Raw genomic sequence first — 15,697 nt, 5'->3', positions numbered from 1 at the left:
GGCTACACAGAGCCTAACTGCCTTTTAAGATTAGTAAGGAAATGCATGAAACCTTATTAAAAGGTCTTTATGATCACTCAATTTATTAATAAGCTGTTCACTCTCCGCATAATTAACCAACTGAATCTCTAAACTGTTACGCTTAATATATGACATTGACAATTTCAATTTTTGTTTTGACCTTCCATTAAATGAAGTAACATCATTAATAGATATGCTACGGATATGTTTTATCATTATTATCTTATGAACAGCACCATCATTACTGATTATTTCAACATACCCTTCATCAAAAATCATTTCTGCTGAAACGTATTGCCATAAAAAATTGTAAAAAAGAAAAGCTAAACATCCAGTTAGTACTGTTGAAAAATACAAATATTTCACTTCAGCTCCATAGAGCCAACTAAATACATAAGGCCTAAGATTGATACTACCGCTTTTAAATGGATATAATGGCAATTCGATTATAAGGAAAATAACAAATGCAGTTATTGCGATATAAAGTACCCCATTTGTGAGGTATGGAATTTTTGTTTTAATTTTTATACGAAACATACTCTTACTACTCATTAGTAAATAGACGTTAATGTTATTAAAGTTCTGAAACTTTCTACATCCCTCCTAATCGCATCTTCTTTCCCTTCTCAGTAGGGTTCCCGTATCCTCTCCCTCTATCACCGCGGTGAAAGAATGGGGACGTTGCGGCAGAGCTTACACAGAGGCGGGCTAATCATTACTTAGCACGCTTGCATACTAATAGCCAACATATATAGCAGACAACCAGACTACACTAAAAAGAAAAAGCCCCTTCCTCGCAAATCCGATCTACGATCGGAATGCTCCTCTTTCAAGACTCCTTGCTGCTGCAATAGGAAAAAATTGTAATTTGATGGATTAAAAAGTATTAACGTATGCCAAATACAAAATGGCGAGAGCAGAGTATTCAGCAGTTAGAGGAACGAAACTTTGGGGATCCGAATGAAGCCCCGACAGATATGGTAAAACGCTGTCTTACTTTATGCAAAACACCTATCGGAGAATTCACAGCTTCAGATTTGAGACTGATGATCGGACAAGGATTTGCTTTACAGTATCTTATTCCTTTAGCATTAGAACAATTACAGCCAGACCCTTTTATTGAAGCTGATTTCTATCCGGGAGACTTGCTTAAAAACATCCTCACTGTAGAATCCGCATTCTGGAATAATCATAAACATTTATGGGAAGAAACAAATGCGCTAATCAAAAACCGGAGTAATGAACTGACACTGCATAAATTAGACTCATCTTCATTCGACTCTGTTTTTAACCCTACATTTAAAAAATAACAGTATTTGCTAAAAATCACACATCCTCTCTTATTGCAAAATGACTACACCCCCACCTTATAAGCGAAATATTAGATTTAAATCTGCATTTTATAAGACACTGTTCTTCCTTAATTTAATCAGCATCTTACTCACGTTGGTTAATAACAAACACGACTACTCCATTCTCCTGTTCATCCTGTATATATTTATTGAAATTTTTTTAAGTCCGAAAGGCATTGAGATTGGCAATTCAAAACTGACTATTTCAAGAGAATACTTTGGCGGTTTATTAAAAAAAATACAAACAATTCATATAACTAAAATTAAAAGTATACGAAGTATAGGGCTTGATATTTCAAACGACTCGGGCGCAGAAGAGGGCTCTGGCTTTATATGGTGGATAAAAGGGCGTTCTGAGAAGCCCTTCGATTTGTATCAATTCGAGTACCTTGATGAACAAAATAGAATAAGAAAAATCAAACTGCATATGCATTCAAATGAATGTAATATGATGCAAAACATGTATACATTTCCTTCCAGTGACTTAGAAAAAGTATTTTTCAAAGAAGACCAAATTAAATGAACCCGGTACAATCAACAGCTGAGATACTAGCATTCAAAGTGCTCAATCGTGACATTGAGCGATCCTGGATTGACTGGGCTATAGAAATGCTGATGGCTGGCTACGAAACTGAACACTTAATAATACTTGCCGGAGAAACCGAACCTTACAATCAGTTTAGACTACAAGAACTTAGTAACAAAGTACTTTTTGAATTAAATCTCGACCACTCTGACAAAGACCTAACAATCAAAAAATATGCTACCTATCTCATAAACAAATCATTAGCCGGAGAAATCGAAAATGTTAAAGTACTTGAGATTCTGAAAGACATTTGTATAGAACTTGACTATCAAGACTATTTGTATGATTTTTTCTCTCTGTTTTTCGCTAAAGATGATTTCCTTTTCCGCAGAGTGTTTCCCGCAATGTCTCCCTCTATCACCGCAGGTGAAAGAATGGGGACGTTTTCTTCTTCGCAGGGTTTCCCGCGATGTCTCCCTCTATCACCGCAGGTGAAAGAATGGGGACGTTGCGGCAGAGTTTACATTGAGGCTGGCTAATCATTACTTAGCGCGCTTGCATACCAATAACCAACATACATAGCAAACAACCAGGCTGCAAAAAATGAAAAAGCCCCTTCCTCGCAAATCCGATCTGCGATCGGAATGCTCCTCAGGGTGACAATGCTGGAGAGTAAAAAGCTGCAAAGATTGGCAGAGCCAATCTTTGCAGAAGGTTCCCCTACCCCTTGCCCGTCACCCTGAGGAGCATTCCGACGACCAGTCGGAAACTGCGACAAAGGGTCTTACTTACTTATTCGTTTGGTGTTGCCCACATCGTCTCCCTTATCAACGCAGGTGAAAGATCGGAGATAGCTTAAAAAAACAAGCATACAATTTTACTATTACCACCCTATTTTTAGGTATGCGTAAACTTGTCGTCGTAGCTCTACTAATTATACTTTCTGCATGTAATTATTCAGAAAAGATTGATACAAAAATTCTGGACTTTGGCTCTTTTACCATTGAAGTACCTCAATCATGGCAAAAAATAAAGGATACAGGTATTGATAGCTATGTGGGTCGTATTGCCCTCGACGATAAGGATACTTTAACCTTCGACCTTGGTTGGTATTCAAACGAACTCTACGAAAGAGACGTGACGATTATGGACAGTAGCTTGATCCATTCATTAGATACCAACATGATCGATATCAATGCAATTATATTTGTGAAAGACAAAAACCTTACCGATCCCGACAAATTCAGAAAAAACAATGTATCATGGGATACCATCAGTGGGTATGTGTCGAAAATTGTTTATCCGAGAAAATCCGGTATTGGCTCCACAGGCATTTATATAGACAGTCTTTGGCCATCTGGCCCATCGTTTGATCGTTTTAATCTTTACGGAGAAAACCTGAAGCCTGAAAATGAAAAGAACCTATTAACCGCATTACGCACATTGAAGTTTATCAAAAGATAACTTATTCCGACACTGGGATTTCATCTGGATATCTCCCTCTGTCACCGAAGCTGAGCGATCGGGCACTTTGCGCGGAACCTTACTGATTTTTTTGACTACTGTTTCATTGACCAACTGCATCTGCATAAAAAATCCCTGTCGGGTAAGGGCATAATTTTATTTCCGCATAACCATGATCGTGTATCGGTCATCGCCAGGTGGCCGTGGTTGGGGGTCTGTTTGCCGGGGCATTATCTACCATGGCCTGTGGTGTTCGGTTTTGCCAGCCCTGTATACCCTCGATATACATGTTTCCGGCAGCCTTCCCCCCACCAGCCGGGTAATGCACATTCACACCTACTTTTACATTATACTTAAAGTACCAGATAAACCTGCAGTAATCACCCTGTGATGAGTCGGTATCGTCCCATCCGGTATAATTATATTTCTGCAGTTGTTTAAACGCAAATTCGATTACATCACTTTCATCACTCCACAGCTCATCTTCCACATCCTGTTCGGCATCCTGATCATCTTGCATCTCTGATTCATAGTCATCCCATATCTGCTTATCTTTATTTTTCTTCTCCAGTTGGGCCACCTGTGCACTGCTCTTCATACCACCCGGTTTTACCATCGGCTGATTCACCATGTTTTGATAACGCTTCATTTGTGCTACCTGTGGACTGTTATCGGCCATTTCCTGCAAACCCATCCGGGAATCCGATGCCGGCTTGTCTGATTGAAAAGGAGATCTTACCTGGATTGCATTCACCCGTTTATCTTCCTGCTGAACATTGGTTTTATACTGCCGGGTGCTGTCTGAATAGATACCCATATCAATATCTGGTTAATAGTTAAAAAAAGTGCGCCAGAGAATTGTTTCTTAAATATAATTTAATTTTATATATCGTCAAATTTAATTGTTCCTTCTTCTTACTATGATCTGTCGTAGGGTGCTCGTCTGAGAAAAATCAGTTCAAAGAACCAATCCGGCAATGGTCTATCGCTCTAGGAAATCAACCATGTTAGATAACTTACCATACGGTGCAGAATGACTGTGCACAAACGAGGCGAAGTTTTCCTTTTCCGCAGGGTTTCCCTCACTTTCCTTCTTCGCAGAGTGTTCCCCGCAATGTCTCCCTCTATCACCGCAGGTGAAAGAATGGGGACGTTGCGGCAGAGGCTACACAGAGGCCAGCTAATGATTACTTAACACGCAGGCATATCACTACCCAACATACGCTGCTAATAACGAATAGATACAACCTGGATATGCGGCAGCGCAACGTCCCCATTCTTAAGCCTTCGGCTTCAGAGGGAGACGTCGCGGAGAACAAAACAATTACACAACAGCCACCACTCCAGACCCTTATTACTGAAACAAACTATGGTAAATGATTTGTTCCCCGCAATGTCTCCCTCTATCACCGCAGGTGAAAGAATGGGGACGTTGCGGCAGAGGTTACACAGAAGCGGGCTAATTATTACTAACATACCAGCATAACGTCGAATAAAATACACAATAAAGACAAACAGGCTGTACTAAAAGAAACAACTATATCATCCGAAGTATTGTGTATCCAGGCTCTTGAATAATGTTTCATGCTCCGGATTGCTATATCTCATACGATCAACACAGGTGAAAGATGAGCAACACTACACCTATGCTCATCATCTAAGCAATCAACCAGTTTTGTTTAAGATTAGATTCTTCTAACCAATGTAACATTTCAGACACCACACCGTTACTACAAAGAAATAATGATCATGTTAAAAAAACATGGGTTTTTCATCGCTTCTTTACTACTTGTAGTTTTAGCCGGATGTAATACATCTCAAAAATTGGGTAAGCAGCATATCGCAGACTACACCGAAATTGAATCATATCTGCAATCGCTGATCGACACAAGCGGTATTCCAGGCATTTCAGTTGCCATCACTAAGGGAGAAGATATTATGTATATCAACAGTTTTGGTGTAACAAATACGGAACGCAATGTTCAGTTAAAGCCCAAACATATTTTTCATATTGCTTCCGTATCCAAAACATTTTCAGCAACAGCAGTAATGCAACTTCATGAAAGAGGTAAAATTGATATCAACAAGCCGCTGATTAATTACCTGCCCTATTTTAAGTTAAAAGATGAACGATATAAAGAGATCACAATTAAACAGATGCTCAATCACACATCTGGCATGCCAGATATAGATGACTACGAGTGGTCGAAAGGCCTTTCAGACGATGGCGCAGCAGAACGATTTACAAGAAGCCTGAGCGATAGTATATTGATTAGCCAACCAGGAGCAGCATATCATTATAGCAATATTGCTTTTGATATTATGGCAGATTTAATAGCAAAAGTATCTGGAATATCATTTGAAAAATACGTGAAAGAGAACATTCTCAACCCGCTTGGAATGAAAGAGAGTAATTTTTATTACCCGGGAATAAAAAAATCATTACGAACCAGTCCACATGCCGGAAATCCGCCTAAAGTATTGCCGGTATATCCATATAATCGAATGCATGCCCCAAGTTCAACACTAAATACAAATGTTGCAGAACTATCTCGTTGGGCAATTGCCAATATGAATAATGGAAAATATAAAAATGTACAGGTGCTTTCACCTCAAACACATGCAATGATGATGACCCCAACTTTTACCGTTAACAAAGAAAGAAATATTTCAATCGGGTTAAGTTGGTTTATGTATCTATACAAAGGCATTACAAACTATGAACATGGCGGAAGCGACGATGGTTACAGAAGCCTGCTAACACTTATTCCTGAAAAAAACATCGGAATAATAATTCTAAGCAACATTGAAACAATAAGAATCTATGACACACGAAATAGAATAAGAGATATTTTGCTGTCGAAGTATGAGAAATAGTGTCTTTCTTTTCCGGTTCCAAAGGGTGTTCCCCATATTCCACCTTAATAGCCCCTTCCTCGCAAATACGATCTGCAATCGGAATACCTGTCAGAGTGGGGTTCATTTGTTTCCTTCTTCGCAGGCTGCTCCCCACATCGTCTCATTCTATCACCGCAGGTGAAAGAATGGGGACGTTGCGGCAGCGGGTACACAGAAGCAGGCTAACAATTACACAACAGCCACCACTCCAGACCCTTATTACTGAAACAAACTATGGTAAATGATTTCAGCCGCCAGTTGCGTTCCTTTTGGTGAAGGATGAAACTGATCGGACCCATAATAGGATATATCGCCGGTTTTGTCGATATACTCTTTCCATTTCAGACCAACAGGACAAAGAATTGCATTCACACTGCTGGCAGCATCGGTGTAATTTTTGATCACAGCATTAAAATGCTGATAGTTTTGATAGGCCGGCCATACCATATAAAATGCAAGCTTGGTACGATTGACCTCACAAAGCTTTTTCAATTCGGTTGCTGCCTCACGCAATAAAGCCCTGCCTTCTGTCTGGCTTGAAGGCCCTTGCTGAACAACGAGGTAAGTAAATTGGCCGGTCATTATCATTTGCTGAAGCTTTCCTTCTGCCAGATGGTCTGTCAATGCGTAGTCGGGTAATGCCAGCATATCTGTAACTACACGCTTCCCTTTTTCATGTGCGATTTGTTTTAGTTTGCCGGGGAGGTCATTTACATAAGTGAGGCTATTCCCTACAAACAATATCGATACCGGTTTCTCCTGTTCCGGATTTCCCTTGTTGACCCGCAAACTGGTCATGGAAAATAATAAAGGGGTCATCAGCAAGAGGCTCAGGTATTGAATCAACGGGCGGTATACGGCTTTTTGCAATATGCTTTATTTTTTTACTTCAGCTATTTATTGTCTGGGAAGCGCTTGCGCGAAGCAGCAACTTTGCTGTAAGCCCTGTTGCTTACTTCCATCATACAAGTTAACATTTTTTCTCTGCAGCGGCTATACAGAAGCAGGCTAATCATTACAAAGTGCACCTGCATAACACTCACCAACATACACACAGGCTGTTCAAAAAAGAAAAAGGAATCAGATTTATTGAAATGAATATTTAACTCCCATCAATACAGGCAACTCGAAATACACCTGCGGGTTAAATTTGTAGCTGAACCTTGCATCAATTTGCCCAAACCGAAGAGTGACTGACGTTGATTTTGAAATAGCATATTGCATGTTTACATTCATTCCTATTCTTGCCTTGTAATTGTGTAATATTTCTCTTGAATAGGTTATTCCCGGCACCGTTTCAGTACCCGTAAAAATGCCCCCCTGTTCTATATTTTTAAAATAGAAAAACTGACCATACACACTCGGGAAAAATGTTAAGCGTTTACCCATTGGAAAAAATCTTTCGTAGAAAATACCCATGGAGGCACCTTTTACTGTATGTGTTCCGGATCTTGTCCAGACTGTTCCTGATCCCACCTGCTGTATCGAAGAACGCCCCGACACCCGCTCAGATTGATATGCAGCAGAAAATTGAAACCCAAGACCTGCATGCTTTCCTACAGTCATGCCAATTTTAAGGTCAAGCAATAATGGGGTATTGTTAATACTATAGGGATCATCAGTTAATCTGTAAAAGCCAACACCAGGGTTAATATATAATTTTTGTTTTTGCATCCTGCCCTGGCCATTACAAACAAATGTACCAACCACAGCCAGCACCACTAACATCATTTTCCTGAAAATGATGTTAGTGCACGCAGGGTAGCCGATTTTTATTTCATTATACATTTACAGATAATAAATAATTTATATTAAATAGATTTAAAAAAGTTTTTGCCCCCACCATACTATCACCTGATAAGGATAACAGATCCGGATTTCTCTTTGGCTATTTTGTCTGAACTACCTTTTACCCTGACCAGAAAAAAATAAGCCCCTACCGGAACCGGAGCACCTTTAAAAGTACCATCCCAGTGTACATCTGTACGCCTGCTTTCAAACAGCAAAGCACCATTCCTGTTGAAAATCAATAATTGATAGGTAGCGGGTACACAATTTATATCGGGCTTAAATACATCATTAATACCATCTGCATTGGGTGTAAAAACATTGGGTGTTTTTACATTACATTCACATACTTCTGTACTTACCATAATTTCATCGCGAAGCACCCCACATTCATTGGTTACGGTTACTGAATAAAGTCCGGGTGTTTTTACGGTAATCGCTGGGTTTGTATTGAAATCATTCCACACATAACTGGCGCCGGCTACAAATGCATTCAACTGCAATGAGCTGTTTTCACAAATAACCGTATCCCTTCCGAGGTTAAACAGTGGTGAAAATTTAAAACTCACATTAGCCGTATCATTCATGGTACAACCATCCATATCCATTGTCAAAGAATAAATACCGGATGAGGTTACGGTTCTGCTTCCTGCCATCAAACCGTCAGACCATGTGTAGGTTACCCTGTTTCCATTCAATGCAGATGGATTTAACAGCAATGATGCCTGGTCACACAATACTGTATCTTTTGGTAAACCGCGAACGGGCGATGGCTTTAACGATATCACAATGGTATCGCTGAATTTGCAACCATTATCATTTACTTCAAGCCAGTATACACCTGCACTTTTAACCGTAAATGCAGGTTCGGTACTACCATCCTGCCAGGTAAATACCGGGCCTGTCTGTGGCTGTAGCCTGTAATTGGTTTGTAAACAAATACCCGTATCCTGCCCAAGAGTGAACCTGGGTGTTTTTGAAAAATTCACCCTGATCGTATCCTTACTAACACATCCATTCGCTGCTGTGGCCTGAACAGAATAAATGCCTGCATTTACCACACTGATGCTGTTTGAAACAGCCATATTACTCCATTGGTATTGACTGAATCCTGTACCTGCATTCAGTAAAAGCGGCTGGCCGTCGCATAGGGTTGTATCCTTTCCCAAATTAATTTTATCGGACCTGTTTACTTTTACCTGTATGGTATCGTATACATAACAGCCCGGTGTTTTTTGAGCTGAAATAAAGTACCTGGTATCTGTATCGGCATGAATGATAATAGATTGTCCGCTGGCTGTATGATTACCATTGTCTGAGCCCCATACATAATCTGTAAAACCATCAGGTGCTTTTACTGTTATTCCTTCACGTTCGCATGTAGTGAACACATCTCCCACATCAAAAGGAATAACCCCTACGGGTGAAATCCGGATGGTATCAGAAAAAATATTGTTGCAATAGTCTTTCACTTTTACAAAATAGGTTCCGGCATTCTTTACTGTAAACAGACTGTCTTTACTTCCATCCTGCCACTCATAGGATGCATAACCCGATGGCACTTTTAACTGGACCGTATTACCCTGACATATCGTTCTGTCTGGCCCCAGTTCAGGCAATGGCGGAGACGCCACCACATCCAGGTAAAGTGAATCCTGTAAAATACCACATCTGTTGTGGATCTGCGCACTGATATAACCTTTCCATGCTTTTTTAAAGCTGAATTCAAAAACCGTATCCTTCATTTTTTGTACGGAAACAATACTGGTATCATAAAACCATATGGGGGCAGCCCCACATTCACTATTCTTCACAACGGTAAGCTGTAAAGGAGCAGACATACAAACCGGGGTATTAACCCTTTTAATGGAGAGCGTATCGCAAAAAGATATTTGTGCACAATCTCTTTCTTTGGAAGGAAAAATATGATCGGCTGCTGCTAATTCTGTATAATAGGTTCTTTGCAAAAGATCGGAATAGACGATGGGGTCGGGATTTACCAGCAGGGGTTTATAAGTAAACCGTTCCAGCCTAAACAGCGATGTGTCTTTTCCTGCACATTCCGAAGCGCTGTTAGATGATTGGGATTTGAAAAACATCAATTCTCCTTTACCACTGCTATTAATCACTGTCTGAAAGAAAAGTCTGGCCCCATCTTTCATAAAAACGGGTGGAGGTGAAAATCCGAATGAATAGTCTGAAAATGAAAGATACCTTTCACTGATTAGCTGGTTATTTGCTACATGAACATAGTATGCACGTAAATCATTGCTTGTAACCCTGATTCCTGTATGTATAACGGCGCTACCATTTGTGGCTACACGCATTGTTGTTTGTGTACCGGAGCTAAGAGAACCAGAAGTGATTCTATAAGCATTGATAAAATTAAAGTTACTGTCTACTTCAAAATTTACAGCAATCGTGCTTCTGCCATTTACCAGGTAAGCCCCATTAATACCGGCAATACCGTGAAAAGAAAAATTTCCATTACTTAATTCTGTAACATTGGTAAGTAATCCTGCCATCCCATAAGCAGAAGCTGGCGGTGGAAAATCAGGATACAGATACTTCATAGACAAGGTATCCCCATTATCCTTGTTCATACGTAACATAAGAGGAACATTGCTGTAAACCGAGGTACTGAGTTGTGCAAATATCCATAGTTGATTCCTCTTAATAAACGCCCCGGTAATAGTGGGCAGATCGTTCAGGCTGATGGCTTTTTGCCATATAATATTCGCATGCTGGTCGAATTTCACAACCATGAGGCTTCTTGAAGTGCCCATAGGACGAAGTTCTCCCAGTACATAGAAATTATTGTCCTGATCACTCAAAATTTGTTTTATCCCAAATGAACCCGTAGTAGTATCGCTCCTTAATGAAGACTGAAAAGTCCGATACCATACAATATCTCCGGCAGCATTCGTCTTAATCAATAGCATATCATTAGTTCCGTTAACGGGCCGGCTGATATAACTGCTTCCTCCAATGATAATATCTTTATTGGGTAATTCATGGGTATTGACAAAGTTCACCGTACCATTACTGGTTCTGAAAAATGTCTTTGTCCATAATGGGTCTCCCTTGGCTGTTAGTTTCGTTAACAAACCTCCGGTCCGGAAAGGAGGATTTCTGGTTGATGTATATCCTGCAGATAAATAATTGCCCTCACTTATTTCCGTAATAAAATTAGTAGTGAGATTATAGTCGGCATGAGTAATATTGAACCTTGTCAACGAATCTATGCAAGGCGGATTACTAAACACGGACCTGATACTGGTATCTGATTTATTTAGATGATGATTTACAAGACCAACAGAAATTTTAGGTATCAGGAAAACCAGGATCAGGATTTTTGACATGCCTCCACTCATAACTACAGACAGTGCTATTTGGTCAAATATATTATATTCTTGTATAATGTAGATATGCTGTTCATAAATACAAGCTGATGTTTGGGCTTGGCCGGGATGATAGAAATAAAATAGGCTAGCGTTCCCAACCCAAATGTTACATGGATAAATGTCCGCTCGGTAAATATGGTCACCAAAAAAGCCAGCAACATGGGTATTGACAGATAATCCGTCGTCAAGAAAAATAATAGAAATGACTGGATAGAACAGATGTCAATTAAGATATTCACTGCGGGTGATTTTTTCATACACAGCGGATGGACGGAGCAATTGAAACCTGCAATTACTCACATTTTTCCTCCGCAGCGTTTTCGTGATATCTCCCTCTATCACCAAAGGTGGATGATTTACTATTTATAAGGCTGATGTATTCCCGGGATTGGATTATAAAAACCTTCCGATATTGAAAAAGCTCTTTAATTTTAATCCTGCATACCTCCAAACAGGGGCTCCCCCAACCTGCTGTGGTGATTGTTTTACATTCAATACACTACGATGATCAAATCATCCAGCATTCCAGATAAAGTGTACAAGTTTGTACACAAACAAGATGCTTTTATTCAAACCAATATTCGCAATAGACATTTCTCCAATGACTGGCTTACCATCGAAGATAATGGCCGGATCATTGTAAAAGGAAGTCACGACCGCGGCTATGCATGGGATGGCTGCTCTCCCAAATGGGTTTTTATTGATATTACCTGGGGTACACCCGATGGTCGTTTTGATGTACGCACCGAATTACCCATCACCTATTACAGCTCCATGTTTCATGATGTATTCTATCAGTTTAAAGCAGATATACCTTTAAGCAGAAAAGAAACGGATATCATTTTCAAACAGATGCTTTTACAAACGGGTTTTAAACTGACGGGCATCTACTATTTTTTTGTACGCCTCTTTGGCGGCTTCTATGGTAAATGGAACACCGTTAGCGGTACAGACCAGATTGTGGTGAGTGAGGTATCCTGGTAAGAAAGACAACCAACTAACAGGCAAACCCAAAACTTTCCAAAACTTATACCGGAGCGGATAAACTTACAATAGTACAAGGCTTACCCATTTTGTGGATAGATAAAGCCAAATTGCGTTACTTCGTCATCAGCTTACCTATTCTCAAACAACAGCTATGATTTCACCGGAATTCCTGTTTAGTAATATACCCCAAAAGCAGTCGGCCTATTTTTTTTCGGTCATTAAAAAGATAGGTAAAGAGAAGGAGATTAAAAAAGGAGAAACCATTATACGCTTTGGCTCACACCCTTCTTTCTTTTTTTATATCATCAGTGGCGCCTGTAAAACTTCTATTCAAAAAAACGACAAAGCCTATATTCTAGGCTTTACATTTGAAGGCGATGTTGACTGCTGCCCTACTTCACTATGGAAAGGTCTGGCCAATAATTTTGCGATTGAAGCGGTAATGGATAGTAAAATACTGGTTTGTGAATTAAAAGATTTCCAGCAGGTATGCCCCGAAAAAAAATATTATACCATTACCCAAAACATCCTGTCGAACTATATATCGATTCTTGAAAACAGGGTTATTGAAGCCATTTCCTTAACCGCAGAGGAGCGATACCAGCAATTGTTGGTAAAACAACCACAGCTCATCAATAAAATACCATTATCGCAGGTAGCAGCTTATCTGGGTATTACACAGGAAAGACTCAGCCGCATCCGAAAAAAAATAAAGATTTGACCTAAGTCAAATCATCCGGTCTTGCACTGAAATACATTTACACCCATCATGCCGGCTGCCAACTGTTTCGGGCTTTCTCTAACACCCGTATAGCGTAAGCACTGTCGGCCTATTTTTTCCGTGTACATGAAAAGAAGATACTTTATGATCAGGTTGCTCACCATCGCCTGCCTGCTTATGCAGACCATCGGTATGTATGCACAAAAAACAACAGGCTTTGCCGACTCCATCCGGAAAGTATACCACATTCCTGCAATCAGTTACGCTGTTATCAATAGCAACACTACGCTCGAAATAGCCGCTTTGGGAAAACATTCCATCGACCTGCCCGACACCGCCACTTTGAAGGACAGGTACCATATTGGTTCCAATACCAAAGCCATGACTGCCTTTATGATTGCCAGGTATGTAGAACAGGGAAGCTTACAATGGACCACAAAATTCTTTACGCTATTTCCTGCGTGGAAAAACAAAAGCCAAACGGCCTATTGGAATATGACTTTACAGGACCTGCTTACACACAAAGCAGGCATTCAACCCTTTCAGGGAGAAGACGATCCTGTAATACCCGACTTTAAGGGAACGAAACAACAAAAAAGAACACAGTTTGGTCAATTTGTATTAACACTGGAGCCGGTGAAACCCGATCAGCAAAATCCCTTTATCTACTCCAATGCAGGTTATACGCTCGCCACATTAATGGTTGAAAAAGTTACCGGCAAAAGCTGGGAACAGTTGATAGATAAGGTCTTTAACCAAGACCTGCATTTACAGGTGAAATTATCATGGCCCGAAAACCAGCAACAAAAAGATACCTGGGGACATAGCACAGCAAATGGCATACTCAAACCTGTTCCCTCTACTGTTGATTATCACCTCGATTATACCGAACCAGCCGGCGACCTGAATATTCGACTGACAGACTACATCAAATTCATACAACTTAATTTAAAGGGGCTGAAAGGTGAGAACAATTACCTGAAAGCAACAACCTATAACTTCATTCACAACGGAACAGCCAATTATGCATTAGGCTGGTTTAATATTTTTGAAAATGGCAAACATCTTTCCGTACATGCAGGTACCGGTGCCTTTACCTATTTCACGCTTGTGCATATAGACCGACAGAAAAATACTGCTTACCTTATTTTTACCAATGCGTATAACCCCGATACACAGCAAGGCGTAAGAATACTGATGCGGAAGCTGAAAGAAAATTACGGCTATTGAGAGTACCCAAACATGCCCCTCTGAAGCCTTAGGTAAACGTAGAAATATACATTGCCATGAAAACAATCATTACCCTACTCGCTCTTCTAAACGGTGGCTATATGCTACTGGACGGTATTGTTGTAACAGTAAAAGGAAAATACATCGGACCCGCAAAACCGGGACCCTGGGCCGACATCTTTTACAAAATGAATCTTAATGTATGTAAACTTGGCTGGCTTTTTATTTTATATGGACTGGCCTGGCTTATTTGGGTATATGCTTTATCAACAAACAAAGTATGGACTTATCCCCTTGGTCTAACCATAAGCATATGTACCCTGTGGTATTTACCTTTTGGCACATTGATTTCCCTGATGGTTTTAGCAACCCTTTTGTTTTGGAAACATACAATCGGGCTATAAATTATTTTTTGATTAGTACTCTTTCATTTACAACCTGTTAGCAGGGGTGGCACCACCCCTGCCACCCTTAAAGCTCGTATGCAGGTTCTAGTTTTGCGTGATGAAAACACCCAATAATATGAACGTAGTAGTACTCAACAGCATATACACAGTAAATTTTGAAAAGTTACAGCACTTTTCTTTATCTATGGTTATACTAATCAATAGGTTACTTTATCCTTTCTTTCTTATCCAACCCATATACAAAATAAATCCAGCCAGCCCTTCTGCAAATACAACCCCCAATTGAAATGGTACATGCTGCTTTACAAATGCCAGTATGATAATAGAAGCCAGCATAATCCATCCGAGTATCATCCAGAATGGGTGGTCAGCTAATTTCAGCGCCACTTGTGTATAGTTACAAGAATTTTTGATGATGGGCATAAAGGCAGGCAGATCCCAGATCAATAAAAAAAGAATGGCCAGCAGCATGAGCCCGGTAATAACAGGGGTACCGCTAAACTGGTAGGAAAGGGTGATGATGAATATATTCAGTATCAGTCCAAAGAAAATTAAAGCACCCAGACGTGCCAGTCTTTGGGTGAGTAAGCAGGCGCCGGCAATAATCTGGCTCCAGCCAATAAATTGCCAATACAGACCAGAGTCGGCCATTACCCTGAAAAATTGCTGTATAGGTTGTAATTGATCAATGGGACTATCCATTGACCGGAGGAGATTAGAACCCCCATTCATCTTGCCCATACCGAATGCCGCGATGATAAAAGCTGCACCAATCAGGTAACGCAGGTAAACCGTAAATACCTGTAAAAATATTTGCTGCTTCAGCTTGTTCAAAAGATCGAACATGGGTATTGATTTGTTTTGTTTAAGGTGACTGCATAACTGCATGTTCCGGCAGA

Annotated in this window: 15 protein-coding genes; 9 read left to right on the top strand and 6 right to left on the bottom strand. The window is 40.1% G+C overall.

Features of this window, described 5'->3' with window-relative positions:
• Positions 1–30: 30 nt before the first annotated feature.
• Positions 31–558, bottom strand: coding sequence for a hypothetical protein (locus ACH3Z1_RS15525; protein ID WP_490822918.1), 528 nt, complete (start codon positions 556–558; stop codon positions 31–33).
• Positions 559–914: 356 nt separating this feature from the next.
• Between ACH3Z1_RS15525 and ACH3Z1_RS15520 the strand changes: the two genes are divergently transcribed.
• The 4 genes from ACH3Z1_RS15520 to ACH3Z1_RS15505 all read left to right on the top strand — a co-directional run bounded on the left by ACH3Z1_RS15520 (position 915) and on the right by ACH3Z1_RS15505 (position 3,363).
• Positions 915–1,331, top strand: a complete 417-nt coding sequence (locus ACH3Z1_RS15520; protein ID WP_490822916.1) for a contact-dependent growth inhibition system immunity protein — start codon at positions 915–917, stop codon at positions 1,329–1,331.
• Positions 1,332–1,467: 136 nt separating this feature from the next.
• Positions 1,468–1,896, top strand: coding sequence for a hypothetical protein (locus ACH3Z1_RS15515; protein WP_490822915.1), 429 nt, complete (start codon positions 1,468–1,470; stop codon positions 1,894–1,896).
• Positions 1,893–2,438 (top strand): hypothetical protein, encoded by a 546-nt coding sequence (locus tag ACH3Z1_RS15510; RefSeq protein ID WP_490822914.1) that lies wholly within the window; start codon positions 1,893–1,895, stop codon positions 2,436–2,438. Before ACH3Z1_RS15515 ends, ACH3Z1_RS15510 begins: the two co-directional genes overlap by 4 nt.
• Before the next feature lie 364 nt (positions 2,439–2,802).
• The gene (locus tag ACH3Z1_RS15505) at positions 2,803–3,363 is read left to right on the top strand and encodes a hypothetical protein (RefSeq protein WP_490822913.1); all 561 of its coding nucleotides are present in this window, start codon (positions 2,803–2,805) and stop codon (positions 3,361–3,363) included.
• A 187-nt stretch (positions 3,364–3,550) separates the two neighbouring features.
• On the opposite strand, the gene ACH3Z1_RS15500 is transcribed toward ACH3Z1_RS15505, so the two are convergent.
• A complete protein-coding gene (locus ACH3Z1_RS15500; RefSeq protein WP_490822912.1) occupies positions 3,551–4,180 on the bottom strand; it encodes a hypothetical protein in 630 nt (209 codons plus the stop codon).
• A gap of 932 nt (positions 4,181–5,112) precedes the next feature.
• On the opposite strand from ACH3Z1_RS15500, the gene ACH3Z1_RS15495 reads away from it, so the two are divergent.
• The gene (locus tag ACH3Z1_RS15495; RefSeq protein WP_490822911.1) at positions 5,113–6,240 is read left to right on the top strand and encodes a serine hydrolase domain-containing protein; all 1,128 of its coding nucleotides are present in this window, start codon (positions 5,113–5,115) and stop codon (positions 6,238–6,240) included.
• A 240-nt stretch (positions 6,241–6,480) separates the two neighbouring features.
• Here the strand turns inward: ACH3Z1_RS15495 and ACH3Z1_RS15490 are convergent, their stop codons facing one another.
• The 3 genes from ACH3Z1_RS15490 to ACH3Z1_RS15480 form a co-directional block, all read right to left on the bottom strand.
• Positions 6,481–7,131 (bottom strand): SGNH/GDSL hydrolase family protein, encoded by a 651-nt coding sequence (locus tag ACH3Z1_RS15490; RefSeq protein ID WP_490822910.1) that lies wholly within the window; start codon positions 7,129–7,131, stop codon positions 6,481–6,483.
• Positions 7,132–7,347: 216 nt separating this feature from the next.
• Positions 7,348–8,049 (bottom strand): hypothetical protein, encoded by a 702-nt coding sequence (locus ACH3Z1_RS15485; RefSeq protein WP_490822909.1) that lies wholly within the window; start codon positions 8,047–8,049, stop codon positions 7,348–7,350.
• A gap of 62 nt (positions 8,050–8,111) precedes the next feature.
• The gene (locus tag ACH3Z1_RS15480; RefSeq protein ID WP_490822908.1) at positions 8,112–11,411 is read right to left on the bottom strand and encodes a T9SS type B sorting domain-containing protein; all 3,300 of its coding nucleotides are present in this window, start codon (positions 11,409–11,411) and stop codon (positions 8,112–8,114) included.
• A gap of 546 nt (positions 11,412–11,957) precedes the next feature.
• Here ACH3Z1_RS15480 and ACH3Z1_RS15475 point away from each other — a divergent pair.
• From ACH3Z1_RS15475 to ACH3Z1_RS15460, 4 genes are all read left to right on the top strand, one after another.
• Positions 11,958–12,437, top strand: a complete 480-nt coding sequence (locus tag ACH3Z1_RS15475; protein WP_490822907.1) for a hypothetical protein — start codon at positions 11,958–11,960, stop codon at positions 12,435–12,437.
• Positions 12,438–12,591: 154 nt separating this feature from the next.
• Entirely contained in the window at positions 12,592–13,161 is a 570-nt protein-coding gene (locus ACH3Z1_RS15470) for a Crp/Fnr family transcriptional regulator (RefSeq protein WP_490822905.1), read from the top strand.
• Positions 13,162–13,287: 126 nt separating this feature from the next.
• Entirely contained in the window at positions 13,288–14,391 is a 1,104-nt protein-coding gene (locus tag ACH3Z1_RS15465) for a serine hydrolase domain-containing protein (protein WP_490822904.1), read from the top strand.
• A 56-nt stretch (positions 14,392–14,447) separates the two neighbouring features.
• Complete coding sequence (locus ACH3Z1_RS15460; RefSeq protein WP_490822903.1) at positions 14,448–14,795, top strand: hypothetical protein; 348 nt, start codon at positions 14,448–14,450, stop codon at positions 14,793–14,795.
• Positions 14,796–15,008: 213 nt separating this feature from the next.
• On the opposite strand, the gene ACH3Z1_RS15455 is transcribed toward ACH3Z1_RS15460, so the two are convergent.
• A complete protein-coding gene (locus tag ACH3Z1_RS15455) occupies positions 15,009–15,644 on the bottom strand; it encodes a hypothetical protein (RefSeq protein ID WP_490822901.1) in 636 nt (211 codons plus the stop codon).
• Positions 15,645–15,697 lie beyond the last annotated feature (53 nt).

This window comes from Sediminibacterium sp. FW305-C-49, assembly GCF_058231085.1.
The sequence above is the reverse complement of the archived record's forward strand: the minus strand, read 5'-3'. Positions and strand labels throughout refer to the sequence as shown.